Source organism: Streptomyces sp. NPDC007917, from assembly GCF_042959105.1.
Lineage (GTDB): Bacteria > Actinomycetota > Actinomycetes > Streptomycetales > Streptomycetaceae > Streptomyces.
In genome coordinates this window covers 75,790-96,359 of record NZ_JBIBKK010000029.1, presented here as the reverse complement: position 1 = coordinate 96,359, position 20,570 = coordinate 75,790, and the positions used below count along the sequence as shown (strand labels likewise).

Annotated in this window: 18 protein-coding genes and 1 pseudogene; 6 read left to right on the top strand and 13 right to left on the bottom strand. The window is 73.5% G+C overall.

The features are described from left to right. Window positions 1–100: 100 nt before the first annotated feature. Window positions 101–961 carry a dihydropteroate synthase gene (gene folP / locus ACFZDL_RS38555; protein ID WP_353587275.1) on the top strand — a complete coding sequence of 287 codons (861 nt, stop codon included), beginning with the start codon at window positions 101–103 and terminating at the stop codon, window positions 959–961. 86 nt (window positions 962–1,047) lie between these two features. Here folP and ACFZDL_RS38550 read toward each other — a convergent pair whose 3' ends face one another. Further along, a complete protein-coding gene (locus tag ACFZDL_RS38550; RefSeq protein ID WP_353587277.1) occupies window positions 1,048–1,797 on the bottom strand; it encodes a TIGR00730 family Rossman fold protein in 750 nt (249 codons plus the stop codon). Window positions 1,798–1,920: 123 nt separating this feature from the next. After that, the gene (gene dapE / locus ACFZDL_RS38545; protein WP_353587279.1) at window positions 1,921–2,991 is read right to left on the bottom strand and encodes a succinyl-diaminopimelate desuccinylase; all 1,071 of its coding nucleotides are present in this window, start codon (window positions 2,989–2,991) and stop codon (window positions 1,921–1,923) included. 121 nt (window positions 2,992–3,112) lie between these two features. Between dapE and ACFZDL_RS38540 the strand changes: the two genes are divergently transcribed. After that, a complete protein-coding gene (locus ACFZDL_RS38540; protein WP_391193578.1) occupies window positions 3,113–4,024 on the top strand; it encodes a hypothetical protein in 912 nt (303 codons plus the stop codon). Window positions 4,025–4,226: 202 nt separating this feature from the next. After that, entirely contained in the window at window positions 4,227–4,904 is a 678-nt protein-coding gene (locus ACFZDL_RS38535) for a hypothetical protein (protein WP_353587283.1), read from the top strand. A gap of 100 nt (window positions 4,905–5,004) precedes the next feature. On the opposite strand, the gene dapC is transcribed toward ACFZDL_RS38535, so the two are convergent. Next, the gene (gene dapC, locus ACFZDL_RS38530) at window positions 5,005–6,141 is read right to left on the bottom strand and encodes a succinyldiaminopimelate transaminase (RefSeq protein WP_353587285.1); all 1,137 of its coding nucleotides are present in this window, start codon (window positions 6,139–6,141) and stop codon (window positions 5,005–5,007) included. A 114-nt stretch (window positions 6,142–6,255) separates the two neighbouring features. After that, the gene (gene fdxA / locus ACFZDL_RS38525) at window positions 6,256–6,582 is read right to left on the bottom strand and encodes a ferredoxin (protein ID WP_014054705.1); all 327 of its coding nucleotides are present in this window, start codon (window positions 6,580–6,582) and stop codon (window positions 6,256–6,258) included. A gap of 113 nt (window positions 6,583–6,695) precedes the next feature. Between fdxA and ACFZDL_RS38520 the strand changes: the two genes are divergently transcribed. Together ACFZDL_RS38520 and ACFZDL_RS38515 are read left to right on the top strand one after the other, a co-directional pair. Then, a complete protein-coding gene (locus ACFZDL_RS38520; RefSeq protein ID WP_353587288.1) occupies window positions 6,696–7,739 on the top strand; it encodes a GNAT family N-acetyltransferase in 1,044 nt (347 codons plus the stop codon). Between the two features lie 17 nt (window positions 7,740–7,756). Further along, the gene (locus tag ACFZDL_RS38515) at window positions 7,757–8,596 is read left to right on the top strand and encodes a transglutaminase-like domain-containing protein (protein ID WP_353587290.1); all 840 of its coding nucleotides are present in this window, start codon (window positions 7,757–7,759) and stop codon (window positions 8,594–8,596) included. A 66-nt stretch (window positions 8,597–8,662) separates the two neighbouring features. Here ACFZDL_RS38515 and ACFZDL_RS38510 read toward each other — a convergent pair whose 3' ends face one another. From ACFZDL_RS38510 to ACFZDL_RS38475, 8 genes and pseudogenes are all read right to left on the bottom strand, one after another. Continuing rightward, entirely contained in the window at window positions 8,663–9,310 is a 648-nt protein-coding gene (locus ACFZDL_RS38510; protein WP_353587292.1) for a response regulator transcription factor, read from the bottom strand. 101 nt (window positions 9,311–9,411) lie between these two features. Then, window positions 9,412–10,680: a sensor histidine kinase gene (locus ACFZDL_RS38505; protein WP_353587294.1), complete on the bottom strand. Its 1,269-nt coding sequence runs from the start codon at window positions 10,678–10,680 to the stop codon at window positions 9,412–9,414. A gap of 36 nt (window positions 10,681–10,716) precedes the next feature. Further along, window positions 10,717–10,938 (bottom strand): annotated as a pseudogene (locus ACFZDL_RS38500) (ABC transporter permease); the annotation flags it as partial. Between the two features lie 545 nt (window positions 10,939–11,483). Next, entirely contained in the window at window positions 11,484–12,446 is a 963-nt protein-coding gene (locus ACFZDL_RS38495; protein ID WP_391193571.1) for an ATP-binding cassette domain-containing protein, read from the bottom strand. Between the two features lie 203 nt (window positions 12,447–12,649). Next, window positions 12,650–14,836, bottom strand: coding sequence for a peptidoglycan binding domain-containing protein (locus tag ACFZDL_RS38490; RefSeq protein WP_353587296.1), 2,187 nt, complete (start codon window positions 14,834–14,836; stop codon window positions 12,650–12,652). A 174-nt stretch (window positions 14,837–15,010) separates the two neighbouring features. Continuing rightward, complete coding sequence (locus ACFZDL_RS38485; RefSeq protein WP_353587297.1) at window positions 15,011–15,379, bottom strand: DUF6113 family protein; 369 nt, start codon at window positions 15,377–15,379, stop codon at window positions 15,011–15,013. Next, window positions 15,376–16,281, bottom strand: coding sequence for an N-acetyl-1-D-myo-inositol-2-amino-2-deoxy-alpha-D-glucopyranoside deacetylase (gene mshB, locus ACFZDL_RS38480; protein WP_353587299.1), 906 nt, complete (start codon window positions 16,279–16,281; stop codon window positions 15,376–15,378). Before mshB ends, ACFZDL_RS38485 begins: the two co-directional genes overlap by 4 nt. A 48-nt stretch (window positions 16,282–16,329) precedes the next feature. Then, a complete protein-coding gene (locus ACFZDL_RS38475; RefSeq protein ID WP_353587301.1) occupies window positions 16,330–16,524 on the bottom strand; it encodes a hypothetical protein in 195 nt (64 codons plus the stop codon). 316 nt (window positions 16,525–16,840) lie between these two features. On the opposite strand from ACFZDL_RS38475, the gene ACFZDL_RS38470 reads away from it, so the two are divergent. Further along, a complete protein-coding gene (locus ACFZDL_RS38470; RefSeq protein WP_353587303.1) occupies window positions 16,841–19,000 on the top strand; it encodes a prolyl oligopeptidase family serine peptidase in 2,160 nt (719 codons plus the stop codon). A 60-nt stretch (window positions 19,001–19,060) separates the two neighbouring features. Here the strand turns inward: ACFZDL_RS38470 and ACFZDL_RS38465 are convergent, their stop codons facing one another. Further along, the gene (locus ACFZDL_RS38465; RefSeq protein WP_353587305.1) at window positions 19,061–20,263 is read right to left on the bottom strand and encodes a hypothetical protein; all 1,203 of its coding nucleotides are present in this window, start codon (window positions 20,261–20,263) and stop codon (window positions 19,061–19,063) included. Window positions 20,264–20,570 lie beyond the last annotated feature (307 nt).

Here is a 20,570-nt window from a genome sequence, read left to right as displayed (position 1 = left end):
GCGCGCGTACGTCCTACCAGTCTGCCTCGATCGTGCCATGCCCCACCGACAGTTATCGTCGCTCGCAGCCCCTCTGGGGAGGAAGCGAGAGGAAGTGCGGATGCTACGGCTCGGACGGCGTGAGTTCGGCGGGAACGAACAAGTGATCATGGCGATCGTGAACCGGACGCCGGACTCCTTCTACGACCGGGGGGCGACCTTCGACGACGCGCCCGCCCTGGCGCGCGTCGAGCAGGCGGTGGCGGAGGGCGCCGCCATCGTCGACATCGGCGGGGTGAAGGCCGGCCCCGGCGAGGAGGTGAGCACCGCCGAGGAGGTGCGCCGCACAGTGAGCTTCGTGGCCGAGGTGCGCCGGCGCCACCCCGACGTGGTGATCAGCGTGGACACCTGGCGCCATGAGGTCGGGGAGGCGGTCTGCGAGGCGGGCGCGGATCTGCTCAACGACGCGTGGGGCGGGGTCGACCCCAAGCTGGCCGAGGTCGCGGCCCGGCACGGCGCCGGTCTGGTGTGCACCCACGCGGGCGGCGCCCAGCCGCGCACCAGGCCGCATCGGGTCGCGTACGACGATGTGGTGGCCGACATCCTGCGGGTCACGCTGGAGCTCGCGCGGCGCGCCGTCGAGTTGGGCGTACCGCGCGAGTCGATCCTGATCGACCCGGGCCACGACTTCGGCAAGAACACCCGGCACTCGCTGGAGGCGACCCGGCGGCTCGGCGAGCTGGCGGAGACCGGCTGGCCTGTGCTGGTCTCGCTGTCCAACAAGGACTTCGTGGGCGAGACGCTGGACCGGCCGGTCAAGGAGCGGCTGCTCGGCACCCTCGCGACGACCGCGATCTCGGCCTGGCTCGGCGCGCGGGTCTACCGGGTGCACGAGGTGGCCGAGACCCGCCAGGTGCTGGACATGGTGTCCTCCATCGCCGGTCACCGGCCCCCGGCGGTCGCCCGGCGCGGCGTGGCCTGACGGCGCGGGGCGGCGGGCGGGCCGACGGGTGGCCGGGGGAGGCCGACCGGTGAGCCGGGGGAGGCCGACGCGGGCCGGCCGGTGGGTCAGCCGCCGGACTCCTTCGTCATCAGGTCGACCACCTCGTCCACGTCGTCGGTGAGGCGGAACAGCTCCAGGTCCACGGGGCTGGCCTTGCCCTGCGCGACGAGCGTGTCCTTCAGCCAGGCCACCAGGCCCTCCCAGTAGGCGCTGCCGTAGAGCACGATCGGGAAGCGGGTCACCTTCTTGGTCTGGACGAGGGTCAGCGCCTCGAAGAACTCGTCCAGGGTGCCCACCCCGCCGGGCAGCACCACGAAACCCTGCGCGTACTTCACGAACATCGTCTTGCGGACGAAGAAGTAGCGGAAGTTCACGCCGATGTCGACGTACGGGTTGAGGCCCTGCTCGTACGGCAGCTCGATGCCGAGCCCGACGGAGACCCCGCCCGCCTCGCACGCGCCCTTGTTCGCCGCCTCCATCGCCCCCGGGCCGCCGCCGGTGATCACGGCGAACCCCGCCTCCGCGAGGGCCCGCCCGATCCGCACGCCCGCCTCGTACTCCGGCGACCCCTCCGGCGTACGGGCGGACCCGAAGACGCTGACCGCCCGGCCGAGGTCGGCGAGCGCGCCGAAGCCCTCGACGAACTCGGACTGGATGCGCAGCACCCGGAACGGGTCCTCGTGCACCCAGTGGGTCGCCCCCTGGGTGTCCAGCAGCCGCTGGTCGGTCGTGCCGGGCCGCATCTGCTGGCGTCGGCGCACGACCGGGCCCTCACGCTGCTCGTGCAGCGTCCGCTCGTCCTCGGCGTTGCCCATGTGTGCTCCCTTCGCCACGATCTGCCTCCGATCAGCCGCAGATCTGTCGTTCAGCGTAGGCCTCTCGATTCGGCACGTCAGCCAAGTCCGGACGGCGGCCGTGCCGGCCGGGCAGCCAGGCGGTCAGGCGGTCAGCCAGGCCCGCAGCCGCTCCTCGGCCTCCAGCACGGCCGCGGTGGTCACGTGCTCCTCGCGGGTGTGTGCGAGGAGCGGATCGCCGGGGCCGTAGTTGATCGCGGGCACGCCGAGCGCCGAGAAGAAGGCGACGTCCGTCCAGGCGTCCTTGGGGGCCGGCTCCGTGCCGATCGCCTCGACGAAGGCGGCCGCGGCCGGGTGGGACAGGCCCGGCAGCGCGCCGGGCGCGCTGTCCGTGGCCTCCACCTCGAACCCGTCGAAGACCTCGCGCACATGCGCGAGCGCCTCCGCCTCGGAGCGGTCGGGGGCGAACCGGTAGTTGACGGTCACGGCACAGAAGTCCGGGATGACGTTGCCGGCGTGGCCGCCTTCGACGCGCACCGCGTTCAGGCCCTCACGGTAGACGAGCCCGTCGATGTCCACGCGGCGCGGCTCGTAGCGGCTCAGCCGGTCGAGAACGGGCGCGGCCTTGTGGATGGCGTTCTCGCCGAGCCAGCTGCGCGCGGAGTGGGCGCGCCTGCCGCTGGTGGTGACCCGCACCCGCAGGGTGCCCTGGCAGCCCGCCTCGACCTTGCCGTCGGTGGGCTCCAGCAGGACCGCGAAGTCGGCGGCCAGCCACTCGGGGTGCCGCTCGGCCAGCCGCCGCAGCCCGTTGAGCTCGAGGGCGACCTCTTCGTGGTCGTAGAAGACGAAGGTCAGATCGCGGCCCGGGTCGGGCACGGTCTGGGCGACGCGCAGCTGTACGGCCACGCCGGACTTCATGTCGGAGGTGCCGCAGCCCCACAGCACCCCGTTCCCGTCGAGCCGTGAGGGCACGTTGTCGGCGATCGGCACGGTGTCGATGTGCCCCGCGAGGACCACCCGCTCCGCCCGCCCCAGGTTCGTCCGGGCCACGAGGGCGTCCCCGTCCCGGTCGACGGTCAGGTGCGGCAGGGCGCGCAGCGCCTCCTCCACGGCGTCGGCGAGCGCCTTCTCGTCACCGCTGACCGAGGGGAAGTCGACGAGCCGGGCGGTGAGCCGGGCGGCGTCCAGGGACAGATCGAGTGCGGGATGTGCCATGGAAACGACCCTAGCCCGTCCCCGTCGGCGGCGGCCGGGCGGTGGCGGCGGCGGGCCGTCCCGGGCCGGTGACGTGCCTCTTGACACATGTCGGTCCGGGGCCTGGGGGCCCTGAAGTAACGTGGGCGCCGTGCCCCTGCCCGTCCTCGCCAGCCGCGCCCGTCGGACTCGTGCCGCGATCGCCCTCGCCGTACTGCTGGCCCTGGTCGGGTATGTGGCGCTGCACATCGCGACCGGCGGCTGGGGCCCGCCCCGCTGCTTCGTACGGGCGCAGGGCGAGTATCTGGCGCTGACCCCCGAACAGGCGGTGAACGCGGCCACGATCGAGGCGGTGGCCGCCTCCCGGGGGCTGCCGGAGCGGGCCGTCACCATCGCGCTGGCCACCGCGCTGCAGGAGTCGGGGCTGCGCAACATCCGCCATGGCGACCGGGATTCGCTGGGGCTCTTCCAGCAACGGCCCTCGCAGGGCTGGGGTACGGCGCGGCAGATCCAGGACCCGGTCTACGCCACGGGGCGGTTCTACGACCGTCTGGTGAAGGTCCCCGGCTACTCGCGGCTCCCGCTCACGGTGGCCGCCCAGCGGGTGCAGTACAGCGGTTTTCCGCAGGCGTACGCGAAGCACGAGACCGAGGCCGTGGTGTTGACCGGCGCGCTGACGGGGCGTTCGGCGGCCGCCTTCTCCTGCCCCGGCCCGCCGGACGACGGGATTCCGGGCGATCCGGCGCGGGTCCGGGCGGAGTTGAAGCGGCAGTTCGGCGCCGAGGTGGCGGCGGTGCGGCCGACCGGGCAGGGCGGCGGGCGCGCCGCGGCCGCGCATGTGGTGCGGGTGTCGCCGGGGGCGACGCGGGCCCGCGGCGGGGCGGAGCGTAACGGCTGGGAATTGGCCTATTGGGCCGTGGCCCACTCGGACGAGTTGCGCATCGAACGCGTTTCTTATGGCAAACATGTATGGACCGCCGGGAATTTGAGGGCCGGCTGGCATACCGCCGACGAGGATTCCGGGCCGGAAGTGCGCATCGTCACGGCCCGATAGCGCGGCATATCACCGCTGGTGACGGCGGATCAGAGCGGGTCTCGCGGCATTCCCGGACGCCCACTCACATACGAAACGGATTATGCGACGCATTGCCAATTCTTTACCTTGGCGCACCGCAACCTTCCCGCTTCTCGCGCGGTATTCACTGCGTCCGCCTGCCGGACATCCACGCCAATTGTCCCTCCGTCAAAGGAGCATCATGTCCCTCCCCCTCACGCGTCGGATCGCCCGGACCGCGCTGCTGGTCGCAGCGGGCGCAGCTCCCGTGGTCGGTGCCGCCGACGCCGCGAGTGCAGCGGACCTGGCCCTGCCGCAGGCCTCCAAGCTGGGCGGGCTGAGCGCGCTCGACACCGCCGTGGTCGGCAGCCTCGCGGACTCCGCCTCGCACCACGTCGGGAGCGCGGCGGGCGAGGTCGGCGGCAAGGCCGGCGGGACGGTCACGCGCGCCCTCAAGGGCCCGGAGCAGACCGCTCCGGTCGCCCGGACCGCGGAGAAGGCCGCTCCCGCCGCGGGCAAGACCGTCTCCGGGGCCAAGTCGGCTTCCGGCAAGGCCGGAAAGGCCGGGGCGGTCAAGGCCGGGGCGGCGAAGGCCGGAAAGGGCGACCACGGCAAGGCGGAGGCCGGAAAGGGCCAAAGCAAGGGCAAGGGCAAGGCCCGCCACGCCGCGCCGAGCCGCGGCAAGGCCGCCATGAGCAAGGTCGGCAAGGCCGTCACGGGCAAGGTCGGCAAGGCGTCCAAGGCCGGCAAGAGCGCCGCCGGCAAGGCCCACGAGGCCGGCCAGGCCACCCCGGCCGCACCGGCCGCCCCGAGCACGCTGCCCGGCAACTCCCTGACCGACGGCCTGTCGGTCAAGGGCCTGCCGATCCTCGGCAGCTGAGAGCGGGCTTTCACGGCTCACACCCGGGCCCGGGGAGCATCGGCTCCCCGGGCCCGCCGCATATCCGCAGGGCCCTCGCACATCCACAGGGCCCGCGCGGTCAGCGCCTGGGCAGACCGCCGCCCAGCCGCTGGACCGCCGCCGCCACCCGCTCGTCGGTGGCGGTGAACGCGACGCGTACGTTCCGCTCCCCCGCCACGCCGTAGAAGTCGCCCGGCGCCACCAGGACGCCCAGCTCGGCGAGCGCGCCGACGGTGTCCCAGCACGGCTCGTCCCGCGTCGCCCACAGGTACAGCGACGCCTCGCTGTGCTCGATGCGGAAGCCGCACCCCTCCAGCGCCTCGCGCAGCGCGGCCCGGCGGCGGGCGTAGCGCTCGCGCTGCTCGGCCACGTGCGCGTCGTCGCCGAGCGCCGCGACGGTGGCGGCCTGGACGGGCGCGGGCACCATCATCCCGCCGTGCTTGCGGATCTGCAGCAGCTCGCCGAGCACCGCCGCGTCACCGGCGAGGAACGCCGCCCGGTAGCCGGCCAGGTTGGAGCGCTTGGAGAGCGAGTGCACCGCCACCAGGCCCTCGAAGCTGCCCCCGGACACCTCGGGGTGCAGCACGGACACCGGGTCGGCGTCCCAGCCGAGCTCCAGGTAGCACTCGTCGCTGACCAGCAGCACGCCGTGCTCGCGCGCCCAGGCCACCGCGGCCCGCAGCTCGTCCTTGTCCAGCACCCGGCCGGTCGGATTGGACGGGGAGTTGAGCCACAGCAGCTTCAGCCCGGCCGGGTCCAGCCCGGTGCCCGCGGCGCCGGCCGCAAATGTCTCCGTGTCGTACGGCACGGGCTCCGCGCCCGCCAGCCGCGCGCCCACCTCGTACGTCGGGTAGGCCAGCCGCGGGAAGGCGACCCGGTCGCCGGGGCCGAGGCCGAGCTGGGTCGGCAGCGACGCCACCAGCTCCTTGGAGCCGACCACCGGCAGCACCTGGGTGTGGTCCACGTCCGTCGCGCCCAGCCGCCGCTCCACCCAGCCGGTCAGCGCGTCCCGCAGCGCGGCGGTGCCCCATACGGTCGGATAGCCGGGGCTGTCGGCCGCGCCGGCCAGCGCGGTGCGGATCAGCTCGGGGACCGGGTCGACGGGGGTGCCCACCGACAGGTCGACGATGCCGTCCGGATGCGCCGCGGCGGTCGCCTTGTACGGTTCGAGCCGGTCCCAGGGGAAGACGGGGAGACGGGCGGAGACGGGTGGCACAACTGGCTCGCTTTCTCGGGTAAAACAGCCCGGCCCCGCAGGCCGTGGTGGCATGCGGGACCGAGGGCTGCGCGGTGCCGGGGCGTCTTCAGAACGCGCCCGCGCGCCGCGAGGTCACTCGTCGTGCTCCTGCGGGGGCAGGGCGGCGATGAAGGGGTGGTCACGCTCGATCAGGCCCAGCTTGCTCGCGCCACCGGGCGAGCCCAGCTCGTCGAAGAACTCGACGTTGGCCTTGTAGTAGTCCTTCCACTCCTCGGGAGTGTCGTCCTCGTAGAAGATCGCCTCGACCGGGCAGACCGGCTCACAGGCCCCACAGTCGACGCACTCGTCCGGGTGGATGTACAAGGACCGCTGGCCCTCGTAGATGCAGTCGACGGGGCACTCCTCGATGCACGCCTTGTCTTTCAGGTCGACACAAGGCTGCGCGATGACGTAGGTCACGCTGTCGTTCCTCCTCTTAGGGCTGCTATCGCGCGGGAGCGCGGCGTCGTCGATGCCCGCACCTAGTATCTCCGTTCTTGGGCACGAGACGCACGTGAGGGGCGAGCAGAGCTGTGGATTTCACCACTGGCGGACGACTAGAGGTCCGGATTACCCCGTCTGACGTGGGTAAACGCGTGTCCGTCAGGCTGACGATCGAGGGTGGGGACAGCGCCGCGCGGTTCACCGACGTGGTCGGCGTGCTCACATCGTGGACAGAGAATGTGCTGTGCGTCACTCGACGCTCGGGAGAAGAGGTCCGCATCGCGGAATCCTCGCTCGTCGCGGGCAAGGTGGTGCCCGCGGCCCCGGCCCGCCGCCGCGGCCCGGCGGCGACCGCGGCCGAGCTGGACCGGGCCGCCGCCCGCGCCTGGCCGCCGGTGGAGAGCGAACGGCTCGGTGAGTGGCAGCTGCGCGCGGCGGGCGGCTTCACCCGGCGCGCCAACTCCGCGCTGCCGCTCGGCGACCCGGGCATACCGGTGGAGGACGCGCTGCGGCGGGTGGCCGCCTGGTACGCCGAGCGCGGACTGCCCGCCTATGTCCAGGTCAGCACCGGCGCCGAGGGGACACAGGAGCTGCTGGCCGCGGAGCTCGCGGCGCACGGCTGGGTCCGGGAGGTCTCCGCGGACATACGGATCGCCGCCCTCGCGCCCATCGCGGACACGGACGCCGATGTCTCCCGGGTCGCCCTCTCCCGCGACATCGACGACGCCTGGCTGGCCCGCTACCAGCGCTCCGCCTCCGGCGAGCCCGCCCCCGAGGTACTGCGGGTGCTCCGCGGCGGCCCTTCGGTGTGGTTCGCGACCATGGCGACCGCGGAAACCACGGAGTCGCAGCACGGGACCCCGGGCGCCCCGGCCGCGATCGGGCGGTGCGTGGTGGACGGCCGCTGGGCCGGGTTCACAGCCGTGGAGACCGATCCGCGGCTGCGCCGGCAGGGCCTGGCCACGGCCGTGATGACGGCGCTCGCCCGCAAGGCCCTGGAGGAGGGCGCCTCGGCTGCGTATCTGCAGGTCGAGACGGACAATGACGGTGCCAGGGCGCTCTACGAGGGCATGGGCTTCACCACACACCACGCCTACCACCACTGGCGCGCACCCCACGAGAACCACCGCTGATCGGGTACGAGGCACCTATGCCACGCAGAGACGACACCCCGGCCCGGCGCAGGCGCTTCGCCGAGGCGGCCCGCGAGGAGCGCCCAGACCTGGCGCTGCTGTGCCTGCTGGTGGCTCAGGAGGCCGATCCGGAGCTGGACGAGAACGCAATCGACGCCGCGCAGATCGAACTCGACCGGCTGGCCGGTCTGGTGCCCTACTCCCCCGGCGGGCCCGGCGCCTGGGCCAAGGCGCTGGCCGGACTGCTCGGGGAACGCCTCGACTTCCGCGGCGCCGCGGCCGACTACCGGCGGCTGGAGTCCTCGCTGCTCCACGAGGTGCTGCGGCGGCGGCGCGGGCTGCCGATCCTGCTGTCCGTGGTGTGGATGGAGGTGGCGCGGCGGGCGGGCGCGCCGGTGTACGGGGTGGCGCTGCCGGGCCACTTCGTGGTCGGCTTCGGCGATCCGTACGGGGACCATGTGCTGGCCGACCCGTTCGACGGCGGGCGGGTGCTGTCCGACGAGGACGCGGCGCTGCTGGTGGCGGGGGCGCTGGGGGTACCGTCGGCCCCGGTGGTGCCGGCCCCGGCCACCCCGCTGGAGATCGTGCTGCGGATCCTGAACAACATCCGTGCCTGGGCCGCCGCCCGGCCCGAGCGCACCGACGTCCAGCTGTGGGCGGTGGAGCTGTCCCTGCTGCTGCCCAGCCACCCGGCCCGGCTCCGCTACGAGCGGGCCAAACTGCTGGTGGAGCGCGGAAACTTCGTGGCCGGTGCGAAGGAGATGGAGGAGTACGCGGAGGTCGTGGCCGCGATGGAGCCGAACGCTGCGGAGGACGTACGGCGCCAGGCGCGGGCCGCCCGGGCGATGCTGAACTGAGCGCAGCGCACCGGGACGGCCTCCGCACGGGGCGGCCACCGCACCGGGGCTGCCTCAGGGCGGCGGTCAGAGCCACCCCTTGTCGCGGGCGATCCGCACCGCGTCGGCGCGGTTGCGGGCGGCGGTCTTCTGGATGGCCGTGGAGAGGTAGTTGCGGACCGTGCCCTGCGAGAGGTTCAGCCGGCGCGCCAGCTCCGCGTTGGTCGAGCCGTCCGCCGAGGCCCGCAGCACCTGACGCTCCCGCTCGGTCAGCGGGCACGCCCCGTCCACGAGCGCGGCCGCGGCCAGCGTCGGGTCGATGACCCGCTCGCCGCGCAGCACCCGGCGCACCGCGTCCGCGAGCTGGGCGGCGGGGGCGTCCTTGACCAGGAAGGCGTCTGCGCCGGACTCCATCGCCCGGCGCAGATAGCCGGGGCGGCCGAAGGTCGTCAGGATCACTATCCTGAGCCCCGGGAACGCCGGGCGGAGCGCGGCGGCCGCGTCGAGACCGGTCATCCCGGGCATCTCGATGTCCAGCAGCGCGACATCCGGCCGGTGCTCCCTGGCCGCGTCCACCACCTCGTCCCCGCGCGCCACCTGGGCGACGACGTCTATGTCGCCCTCCAGCCCGAGCAGCGCGGCCAGCGCCTCCCGCACCATCGACTGGTCCTCGGCGAGAAGCACCCGAATACGACCTCCCGGCACCCCGGCCGGCTCCCCCGTCGCTCCGTTCATGGGCTCAGAGTAAGCGGCGCCTCTGACAGCCCCGCCCCAGCCCAGCCCACCCCAGCCCGGTCCGGCCCGGCCCCGCTCGGCCCCGGCCCGGTCTCGCCCTGCTACCCAGGCGTCGTCCAGGCGGGCTCGGGGGTGGTGGCGCGGCGGGCGAGGGGGACGTACGCACGGAGCTCGAACCCGCCCCGCTCGCCGCTCCCGGTCTCCAGCCGCCCGCCGGCCAGCTGCAGCCGCTCGGACAGCCCGGCCAGTCCGTTGCCCGGCGGGCCTCCGGGCCCCCGGCCGTCGTCGCTGATGGTCAGGCAGAGCTCGTCACCGGCTTCGGTGAGCCTCACCGTGCAGCGCCGCGCCCCGCTGTGCCGCACCACATTGGTGACCCCCTCGCGCAGCGCCCACGCCAGGGCCCCCTCCTCGTCGGGCGGCAGATCCGGATGGCCCTCGGCGGCCCGGCCGAGGTCGGCTGCCATGCCCGCGGCGGTCAGCGCGATCCGGGCCCCGGCCGCCTCGGCCTCCAGGGTCGGGCGGCGAAACCCGCTGACCGCCTCCCGTACGTCGACGAGCGCCTGGCGGCTGACCCGCTCGATGTCGGCGACCTGCTGTCCGGCCTGTTCCGGCCGGTCGGGGAGGAGCCGCCCGGCCAGCTCGCTCTTGAGCGTGATCAGCGACAGTGAGTGGCCGAGCAGATCGTGCAGATCGCGGGCGAGCCGCAGCCGCTCCTCGTTGGCGGCGAGGTGGGCGACGGTGGCCCGCGCCTCGCGCAGCGCCCTGGTCGTACGGACCAGCTGTCGCACCCCGCTCATCGCGAACCCCCCGAGCAGCGCGGGGATCACCAGGGCGGCCAGCAGATGCGGGGTGTCCCGGGCCGTCAGGCCGACGAGCAACAGGACGACGGTGACCAGCGGGATCGACAGCCGCGCGGCCCTGAGGGGGAGCACCGCGCCACAGGCCACCGACACATAAACGAAGAGCACCAGCCAGGAGTCGTCGAGCGTCAGCGCCAGGGCTGCGGCCAGCGCGGCCATCGTGACCAGCGCCCCGACGACCTTCCGGTAGTCCACGGGACGGCCGACGTGCCGGAACAGCAGCATGCAGTAGGCGGTGAGGAAGGCCAGCAGCCCCAGGCAGCCCAGGGCGGTGGCGAGGGGGCGATGACCGCCGTCCAGCAGATCATTCACGGGGCCCGTCAAATACGCCATCCAGATGCCGATCCACAGCAGCTTGATCAGGGCCTGCCTGCGGTCGGTGGGCTCGCGGCCGACGCCGGTCAGCACATCGTCCTCCCGCGTCAGCGACCGGCGCCGTGCCGCCCAGCGGGCGCCGCCCCGCCCGGCCGGCCCGCTCGCCTCCTCACGCCGCTCGTCCACACCGCTCATCCCTTCTTCGGCCCCCTCGGCCTCCGCCCACGCCGCTCACGCCTTGCGCGTGTCCTTGCGGTACAGCCAGGCGGCCGCACCCGCGAAGACGACCAGGTAGCCAGCCAGGAGGGCGACGTCCTTGGTGTGCGGCGCGCCGCCCAGCTCGATCGCCTGGCCGAGCGCGGCATAGGCGTGGGTGGGCAGATAGTCGGATATGTTCTGGAGCCACTGAGGGTACGAGGTCGTCGGCGACCACAGGCCGCCGAGGATCGAGAGGAGGCCACCGCGACCATGTCTGCAGCGGCATCGTCAGATGGCTGTGCGGCACGGCGGTGGTGTCGCTGGTCCCCGCGATCACCAGGAACAGCGCCGAGGCGTTGGCAACCGTTCGCCGAGAGCTGCACACAAGGCCGCTTTAGCTCGATCGTGTGATGGTCGGCTCGCAGGCTTGCGGTGTCCTGGGCCGTCCGAGTTAGCGTTGCTGTGCGATCTGGGACGCCGGGTGTGGTGCCAGCGTGCGGGGCCCCCGCTCCACCGGAGTGATGGTTCGGGGCCTCCCCGTCGCCTCTGGCCATGCCCACATGGCCAGGTCGTGCAGGGAACTGGCCTCCCGGGATCGGACCACGCACGGGATGCGTGTCGCCGCCCCGGGGCTGAGTACGCCAGGGACCAGTGCGCCCAAGACCGTTCGGGGCGTGCGGCTGAGCGGGCTCACTCCCGCTCAGTTCACAGGAACGGTAGATGACCGTGAAGAAACACGAGTCTCGTTGCGCAGGGCGCGTGATCTCCAGCTTGACCAGGATGATCATCGTCCCGCCTTCTCAGCGGTCGCGGGCATCGGTCATGGCGAGGAACGCCTGCTCCAGGCCGAGGCCCGCGACCTCGATGCCGCGCGGATACACCCCGAGGCCGTAGAGCGCGTGGACCGTCGCGTCGGCGTCACTGGACCGCATCCGGACCGTGCGCCCCGATATCTCGATCCCGGTCAGAGCGGGCAGCGCGCTCAGCGCCTCCTCGTCGGCCGGCTCGTCGAGCTCGAAGGAGATCCGCCGGGCCCCGGCCATCGCCTTGATCTCGGCGGACGTGCCGTCGGCGAGCACCCGCCCGCGGTGCAGCACGATCACGCGGTCGGCTATCGCGTCGGCCTCTTCGAGGTAGTGGGTGGCGAAGAGGATGGTGCGGCCCTGCCGCGCCTGCGCCCGCATCGCCGCCCAGAAGGTCTGCCGGGCCGAGATGTCCATGCCGGTGGTCGGCTCGTCGAGCACGATCAGGTCGGCTGCGCCCGCGGTGGCCAGCGCGAACCGCACCCGCTGCTCCTGGCCGCCGGAGAGCTTGTTCACCATCCGGCCGGCGATGTCCGTGATGCCCGCGTCCTCCAGCACCTGCCGCACCGGGTGGGCCCGGGGGTGCAGATCGCAGGCGAGCCGCACCAGCTCCTGGACCGTGACGTCCTCCATCAGCCCGCCGCTCTGCAGCATCGCGCCCACCCGGCCGCCCTCGATGGCCTGGCGCGGGGTGGTGCCGAAGATCCGGACCAGGCCGGAGTCGGGGGTGCGCAGCCCCAGCAGCAGATCGAGGGTCGAGGACTTCCCCGCCCCGTTGGGGCCGAGCAGCGCGACGGTCTCGCCCTGGTGCAGCGTGAGGTCCATGTCGGCCACGGCGCGCACGCTGCCGTAGCTCTTGTTCACTTTCTCGAAGGCGACCACGGGCGCGGACGCCGACGCGCCGGCGCGGCCGGGTACGGCGGCCACCCCGGGAGCGGACTGAGCGGTGGTTGCGGTCATGGCCCAAGCTTCGCCCGGCGCGACCCACCCCGGCAGTGTCAGCGGTCGTCGTCTCGGCATGACAGATGTCATGGTCCGGGCCGGGCCCGCCGCGTTCCCGCGCCCGGCCGCCCCACCCGTTGCGCACACGACGGCCGGGCATGCGACGGCCGGGCATGCGACGGCCCCCGCCCGGTGCCGGACGGGGGCCGTACGCGCTTGGCTCAGTTGCCGTTGGTCTCGATGATGCCGATCCGCTCGGCCGGGGTCTTGCCCTTGAGCGCCTGGCCCAGCGCCACCGCGACATCCGTCGGGGCGACGGGCTGCTTGCTGCCGTTGCCCCGCTGGATCAGCACGCCGTCGAAGAGGTTGCCGTACAGCTCCTTCAGGGCGTTCAGGTCGTAGTGCTCGACCAGCTTGCCGTCCACCACCCGCATGGACAGGATCTTCCACAGGGAGTTCTGCGGGCTCAGCGGCAGCGAGTGCACCGGGTCCGTCTGGACCTTGACCAGGTCCGACATCGCGGGCTGGGCGAAGGTCCGCATCTTCCGGTCGACCTCGGCGTTGCTGATCTGCGGCTGCTTGGTGACGACGGGCAGGGTGATGACCTTGTTCTCACCCGTGGCGGCCCGCTGCCGGAACGCCGAGTCCACCGCCGCGACCGCCTTGTCGACGTCCAGCGCCTTGCCCGCCTTGCCGTACACCGCGACGGCCTTGCCGGGCTTGAACTCGATCGTGCCCTCGCGCGCCGTGCCCGAGGTGCCCGCGAGCCGCTCCAGCGCGTCCCTGAGCTTCTCCTCGTCGATGGTGACGACGGGATCGGCCTGATGGGTGCCGCCGAACAGCGAGCCGATCACGGTGACCGGGTTGTAGTCACGGCCGGCGACGCCGCGGACCGTGGCCTCGGTGTCCAGCGTCAGACCCGCGACGGACGGCTTGATCTGCTTCTGCTGGCCGTCCACGGACACCTTCAGCGGGGCGGTCGTACGGCCCTCCAGCGCGGTGTCCAGCTTCTGGACGGCCGTCTCCTTGGAGGTGCCGCCGATGTCGACGCCCAGCACGGTGGTGCCGTTCGGGACGTCGGCGTGGTTCATCACCAGGCCCGCGCCGTACGCGACGCCGCCGATGACCACGAGCAGGCCGACCGCCATGACCAGCTTGGAGCGCCCCTTCTTCTTGGGGCGGGCGGCCGCCGGGGCGGCGGGCGCCGCCGGGCTGCCGGCCTGATCGGACCTGCCGTCCTCGTCGGACGGGGCGGGCGAGGGGGCGCCGCTTCCGGCCGGCGGGAAGGGCGAGCCGGGCCGGTTCCCGGTGGGCGGGACGACGGGGATGCCGCTGACCAGCGTCTCTCCGGAGACATGCTCGGCCGGCACACCCCCGCCGGGGGTCGGGTCGGGGTCGCGGAACAGCGGCGGGGTCGGCGCGGAGTCCGGCCCCGGCTTGCCGCCGAGGCCGTCGAGCGGCCCGGCCGAGGGCGCGGGGCTCGCGCCGGTGGTGGCGCCGAGGCTGCCGGACAGCGGCGAGCCGTTCGGCGGGGTGGGCGGCTGCGCGGCGAACCCGCCGCCTCCGAACGGCGGCTGGGTGGCGCCCGGGGCCCTCGTGGGCAGCCGCATGTCGCCGGTGACCGGTCCGGTCGTCGGGCCGCTGGGCTCCGCCGCCCCGGGGAAGCCGCTCTGCGGGGAGTCGGTGAAGTACGGCAGGTCGGCGCCCGGCCCGCCGCCCGGCGACGGGGCGGGGAACTGCTGCGTGGTCTCCGGGGCGGAGAAGTCGGGAACCGGGAACGGCTGCGTGGTCTCCGCGGCCGAGGGCGCCGCGCCGGAGGCCTCGGGCTCGAAGGCCCCGGCCCCGAACGGCTCGGCCGCGAAGGGCTCGGCCGCGGCGGGCCCGGGAGGCGTGGCGGCCGGCGGCACCGGGGGCTGCGGTGTGCTCCCCGTCGTCGACCCGCCGCCCTTGGCCTTGCGGGGCGCGAACCAGTCGCTGGTCCGGTCTTCCTTCTTCTCGGGCTTGTTCGCCGAGTGTTCCCCGTGCTCCCCGCGCGCCGGTCCGGCCGCGCCCGGGCCCGCCGGGGCGGCGTCGGGCCCGGCCGGGCCGCCGGCGCCCTCGGAGTCGTCGGCGGAGCGCTGGTTCGGCACGCCCTCCTCGCCGACCGGCGTGCGCATGACCACCGGCGGGATGGGCCGCGAGCCGGGGATGTTGATCCGGATCCGGGTCGTCAGCGTGGTCTCGGTCTTCGGTTCCTCCGGCTTGGCCGCGCCACGCGCCTCGCCCTCGCCGGAGCCGCCCGGGCCCTCCTGCGTCGGGTTCGGCGACGGGTACTGGCGGGATCCGTACGGCGGGGTGCCGGGCGGGTAGGCAGCGGCGCCACCGCCCTTCCGGGGCCCGGAGGACGAACTGTCAGATTCACGGCTCAAAGCAGGTTCTCCCAGTTAGCTCCGCCGCCCGTCAGACTCGCGCGGGCGGCTCGGCGGCGGCACCACCTTACTGGGCCCCGCGGGCAGGCACTTGACGACCGCGGTAACACCGCATCCCGTGCACCGGCGGTCACGGCCTGCCGTCTTGGCGGACACCCAGGCGAAAACGTGACGTCACTTACCAAGTCGGGCCGGGCCGCTGCCCGGTTGCGACACCTTCGGCATCGTGGCACACATCACACCGGCGAACATTCCGCCCAGAAGAAAAGCGTACGAACCCGCCCCTGCTCCGAAGAGGAAGTCCCCCTCGGGACGGCTCACGGTGAGAAACAACACGGAGATCACCCACGCCCCGGCGGGCACCACCCCGCCCGCCCGGGTCCCGGTCGCCTTGACCCCGCCGTAGCACAGCGCGCCGATGCCGAGCAGCGCGAGCAGCAACCCGCCGGGGAACCAGGCCCCTTGGACCAGCGCGCCTGCGGCGGCGACCAGCACCCCCACCACGCCGAGCAGCGCATACGCCCCCAAACGCGCGGCCGTCATGCCGGCACCCCCGCGAACAGATCGTCCTCACGGCCCCCGTCCGAGCCGGCAGCCGCGACCGCCTGACCTCTGACGAGCAGGTAGTGCTCCCTGGCGGACAGCGGCTGGCCCAGATCGTTCGAGAGCGCGAAGAAGGGCCCGTCCACCGTGATCTGGGTGGCGTGGGCGCGCATGGCCTCCGCCTTCGCCTCGGCGTACCCGGAGCCGTCCACCGTCGCCGTCACCCGCGCGTCGTCGACCACGCCCGGCACATCGCCGGCGGAGGCGAGCCCCGGGAAGGGAGCCCCGGCGCCCAGGGCGCGCAGCCGGGCGAAGCCCTCCTCGAGCTCCGAGCGCGGGACGCAGTTCCAGTAGATCTTGGCGATCTCGTGCGGGGTGCCGAGGTCCCGGCGGAAGGCCGGCTCCGCGGCGAGCTCCGCCGCGCGCATGGCGATGCGGTGCGCCTGGATGTGGTCGGGGTGGCCGTAGCCCCCGTGCGGGTCGTAGGTGACCAGGACCTGCGGGCGCACCTCACGGATCACCTCGACCAGGTGGGCGGCGGCCTCGTCCACCTCCGCCCGCCAGAAGCACTCCGGGCGGGCGTTCTGCGGGGCGCCCATCATCCCGGAGTCGCGGTACCGGCCGGGGCCGCCCAGGAAGCGGTGATCACTGACCCCCAACGCCTTCATCGCCACGGCGAGTTCGCCGATCCGGTGCGGGCCGAGCGCGTCGTCGCGGTCGGCGGCCAAGTGGGCCAGGGCGGGCGGGATGATCTCGCCCTCTTCGCCGAGCGTGCAGGTCACCAGCGTGACATGAGCGCCCTCGGCGGCGTACTTGGCCATGGTCGCGCCGTTGTTGATCGACTCGTCGTCCGGATGTGCGTGTACCAGGAGCAGGCGACGGGCGGGAAGGACCGGGGTCATGAGCACAGCCTACGAGCCCCGCGGCCGGATCCGCGGGTCAGCCATGCGTCAGAGGTCGACATCTCCGATCATGTTCGCCACGTTCGTCGTGAGGTCGTCGATCGTCGGGGCGATCGAGGAACTGGCGAGGTAGAAGCCGAGCAGCACACAGATGAGAGCGTGCCCCCCTTTCAGCCCAGCCTTCTGGACGAGCATGAAGACGATGATCAGCAGCAGCACGACCAACGAAATCGAGAGCGCCACAGCGGCTCACCTCCAGGTACACGCGCTCGAACGGACAACATATTCATGCCACAGGGGGCCTACCCACTATGCGCAATCGATCATAACTATGGGCCCGTGCGCACGACTCGGTGCACGGGAGCATGACAGGGGCGCATGCCTGTTCGCACCATCGGCCGCGTCATCAGGCCTGATTCTCGCCACATTCGGTGAGTTGATCTCCGCGTCCGCCGCGGGCGGAACATGCCCGCGGCAACGGGGCCGGAGCGGTACGACCTGGGGGGCGATGGGGATCGGCGTCGCGATCCCCATCGCCCCCAGGTCGTAGGCTCGGCCTATGACCGGACAGCTCTCGTTCCCCCGGCAGCACGCCCGCACCCAGCGCTTCACCCTCGGGGCGCCGCGCGCCTTCGTCGTGGCGCCCGACGACTCACGCGTGGTGTTCCTGCGTTCGCGCACCGGCACCGACCGCGCCAACCTCCTGCGGGTGCACGACCTGACCGAGCGGCGGGAGTACCCGGCCGCCGACCCGGCCGCCCTGCTCGGCGGCGCCGACGAGGAGTTGTCCGCCGAGGAGCGGGCGCGCCGCGAGCGCAGCCGGGAGGGTTCGGGGGGCGTCGTCAGCTACGCCACCGACATGAGCGTCGAATTGGCCGCTTTCGCACTCTCGGGCCGGCTTTTCGCCTCCGAGTTGCGCGCCGGCGTGACCCGCGAACTCCCCGTGCCCGGCCCGGTGATCGATCCGCGCCCGTCTCCGGACGGACGCCGCATCGCCTATGTGGCGCAGGGCGCCCTGCGCGTCACGGACGCCGAGGGAGGCGGCGACCGGGCGCTGGCCGAACCGGAGGGCGACACCGTCACCTATGGGCTCGCGGAGTTCATCGCGGCCGAGGAGATGGACCGCTCGCGCGGCTTCTGGTGGTCGCCGGACAGCGACGCGCTGCTGGTCGCCCGGGTCGACGACGCGCCCGTACGGCGCTGGTGGATCGCCGACCCCGCGCACCCCGACCGGGAGCCCGCCGAGGTCGCCTACCCGGCCGCGGGCACCGACAACGCCGAGGTGCGGCTGGTACTGCTGGGCCTGGACGGGTCCCGCACCGAAATCGAATGGGACCGGCGGCGCCACCCGTATCTCGCGCGGGTGCACTGGTCCGAGTACGGCCCGCCGCTGCTGCTGGTCCAGGCCCGCGACCAGCGCAGCCAGCTCTATCTGACCGTGGACACCGCCACCGGGCGCACCCGTACGGTCCATGTGGACGAGGACCCGGTCTGGCTTGATCTTTTCCCTGGTGTACCGGGGTGGACGCCGGACGGGCGGCTCGTCCGCATCGCCGACGAGGGCGGCGCCCGGGTGCTGATGGTCGGCGACCGCAAGCTCACCTCGGGCGCCCTGCACGTCCGGTCGGTCCTCGACATCGGCGAGGAGGACGTCCTCTTCTCCGCCTCGCCGGGCGCGGACGCCGACCTGCCCGAACACCCCGGCGAGATCGGGGTCTTCCGCGCCTGGTTCCGCGGCAGCGGCGACCAGGGCGGCTGGGAGGCGGTCGACAAGCGGCCCGCCCCCGCCGTGCAGTCCGCCGTGCGCGGCGGCGAGGTGATCGTCCTGGCGTGCGCCGTGCCGGACCGGCCCGGCGCGGTGGTGGAAGTGATCAGGCCCACCGCCGACGGCTCGGCCGACCGCCTCGCCGAGATCGCCTCGTACGCCGAGCGGCCCGTCATCTCCGCCCGCCCCCAGCTGCTCCACGCGGGCGAGCGCGACATCCCCGGCGCCGTGCTGCTGCCGGCCGGCCACACCCCGGACGACGGGCCGCTGCCCGTCCTCATGGACCCCTACGGCGGCCCGCACGGCCAGCGCGTGCTGGCCGCCCACAACGCGCATCTGACCTCGCAGTGGTTCGCCGACCAGGGCTTCGCGGTGATCGTCGCCGACGGCCGCGGCACGCCCGGCCGCTCCCCCGCCTGGGAGAAGGCCGTCCGCGACGACCTGGCGGGCGTCACCCTGCAGGACCAGGTCGACGCGCTGACGGCGCTGGCCGAGCGCTATCCGCTCGACCTCTCCCGCGTCGCCATCCGCGGCTGGTCCTACGGCGGCCTGCTGGCGGCGCTTGCGGTGCTGCGCCGCCCCGACGTGTTCCACGCGGGCATCGTGGGCGCCCCGGTGACCGATCAGCGGCTGTACGACACCCACTACACCGAGCGGTATCTCGGCCACCCCGACGAGCAGCCGGAGGTCTACGCCGCCAACTCGCTGATCACCGACGAGGGGCTGTACGGCGCGGCGGAACCGCACCGCCCGATGATGATCATCCACGGTCTCGCGGACGACAACGTGGTCGCCGCGCACACCCTGCGACTCTCCTCCGCCCTCCTCGCCGCCGGCCGCCCGCACGAGGTGCTGCCGCTGTCCGGGGTCACCCATATGACCCCGCAGGAACAGGTCGCCGAGAACCTGCTCCTGCTGCAGGTGGACTTCCTGCGCCGCTCGCTCGGCGACTGAGCGAGCGGCTGAGCCCGCGGCGTGCCGCCCGCCCGTCCGGGCCGGGCGGCGACGGCCTCCCTACCAGCCCGGCGGGGGCGGAGGCGGGGGCGAGGAGGGCGGCGGCGGGACCGAGGGCGGGGTCGGCGGGACGGGCGGGGATGCCGGCGGAGCCGCGGGCGGCGGGGTGTAGCCGTAGCCGCCGCCCGCACCGTAGTCACTGCCGCCCGCGCCATAGCCACCGCCCGGTGCGCCGTAGCCACCGTCCCCCGCGCCGTAGCCTCCGTACCCGCCGTAGCCCCCGTACGGCGGAGCCGGGGGCCGGCTCCATCCGGCGGGCGGAAGGGCGTCCGCGGGGTCGGGGGCCTGTGCCAGGGCGAGCAGCACGACCAGGCCGGCGATTCCCTCGAAGAACGCGGTCAGCACGGAGAGCAGGCTCACGGTCGGCAGGTCGTCGAGGTGGTCGAGGTAGTCGAACTTGATGTACACGGAGATCGCCGCGATCCCGTAGCCCAGCTCCAGCGCCGCCGCCGTCATCCCCAGCGGCCGGGCCAGCGGCGCCCGGCCGAGCGCCGCGATGGCGGCCACCAGAGCGAGCAGGGCCAGCGTCCAGGACGCCCACGCGGTGGGCGGCGAGAGCAGCGTGATGAGCATGTACTTGCCGGTGAGCAGGTGCTCGTAGCTGCCCCGCCCGTCCAGCTTCTGGATCCAGTAGATCTGCCAGGCGCCCTCGATGACCGCGGCGGCCCCCAGGAACAGCGCGGCCGTCCCGGCGGCCCCGGGCCTCGGCCGGCCGGGCGGGCGGTCGGCGGGCGAGACGGCGTGGTCGGGGGCGCTCTGGTCGACCGGGCGCCGGCCGACGGCCACGACGGCCAGCAACAGCCCCCCGAGCACGACCGCCGCCCACGCGCTCAGCTGCGCGCGGGTCTTCAGCCCGTCGGGGACGCCCCGCATCCAGTCGGCCTGCAGATTCCACAGGCTGGGCAGGCGCAGCGCGACCGTGGCGACGGCGGCCGAGGCCAGCGCCCCGGCGGCGGCCGACGAGCGGAGCGCCGCGGTCCCGGCGGCCACGTACACGGCGAGCAGGACCAGATCGGCGAGGGACGCGCCCATGACGTCCCTGACCGGGTACGGCACCCCGGCCCAGCTCCACCACACACGGCCGGCCTCGTCGGCCTTGTCGAAGTCCCGGATGATCCACGCCAGTGAGATCAGTCCGAGCACGGCGCACACCAGCGCCCCGAAGGTGCGCGCGCCGCGGTTGAGTATCCGTCCCTGCCCCATGGCTGTAGGTTTGCCCCGCCCCGGCCCCTGATCAACCGTCCCGGGGTCGCCAATGTGCCGACACAAGTGACCGGCCGGGGCGACATGGCGCGCCCCGGCCGGTCTACGGCACCCGCACGGCCGTACGCAGTTCAGCCTGGCGCGTCCGTATATCGGTATCGCGTCAGCCAAGTTGCTTGCGTGTTAACGCGTTTGATGCGCCTTGCTCACCCTTTGTCGCCATCGAGTGATCTCTGTCAAGCACGCCGGGACCTCGATCTGCAAAATCTTCGCTCAAGGTTGCCGCGAGCACCCCTTCCGCTTCCGC

Excerpts from the sequence above, each read along its gene's own strand:
- folP (WP_353587275.1), top strand. The coding sequence starts at position 101 with ATGCTACGGCTCGGACGGCGTGAGTTCGGCGGGAACGAACAAGTGATC.
- ACFZDL_RS38550 (WP_353587277.1), bottom strand. The coding sequence starts at position 1,797 with ATGGGCAACGCCGAGGACGAGCGGACGCTGCACGAGCAGCGTGAGGGC.
- dapE (WP_353587279.1), bottom strand. The coding sequence starts at position 2,991 with ATGGCACATCCCGCACTCGATCTGTCCCTGGACGCCGCCCGGCTCACC.
- ACFZDL_RS38535 (WP_353587283.1), top strand. The coding sequence starts at position 4,227 with ATGTCCCTCCCCCTCACGCGTCGGATCGCCCGGACCGCGCTGCTGGTC.
- ACFZDL_RS38515 (WP_353587290.1), top strand. The coding sequence starts at position 7,757 with ATGCCACGCAGAGACGACACCCCGGCCCGGCGCAGGCGCTTCGCCGAG.
- ACFZDL_RS38510 (WP_353587292.1), bottom strand. The coding sequence starts at position 9,310 with ATGAACGGAGCGACGGGGGAGCCGGCCGGGGTGCCGGGAGGTCGTATT.
- ACFZDL_RS38505 (WP_353587294.1), bottom strand. The coding sequence starts at position 10,680 with ATGAGCGGTGTGGACGAGCGGCGTGAGGAGGCGAGCGGGCCGGCCGGG.
- ACFZDL_RS38495 (WP_391193571.1), bottom strand. The coding sequence starts at position 12,446 with ATGACCGCAACCACCGCTCAGTCCGCTCCCGGGGTGGCCGCCGTACCC.
- ACFZDL_RS38485 (WP_353587297.1), bottom strand. The coding sequence starts at position 15,379 with ATGACGGCCGCGCGTTTGGGGGCGTATGCGCTGCTCGGCGTGGTGGGG.
- mshB (WP_353587299.1), bottom strand. The coding sequence starts at position 16,281 with ATGACCCCGGTCCTTCCCGCCCGTCGCCTGCTCCTGGTACACGCACAT.
- ACFZDL_RS38470 (WP_353587303.1), top strand. The coding sequence starts at position 16,841 with ATGACCGGACAGCTCTCGTTCCCCCGGCAGCACGCCCGCACCCAGCGC.
- ACFZDL_RS38465 (WP_353587305.1), bottom strand. The coding sequence starts at position 20,263 with ATGGGGCAGGGACGGATACTCAACCGCGGCGCGCGCACCTTCGGGGCG.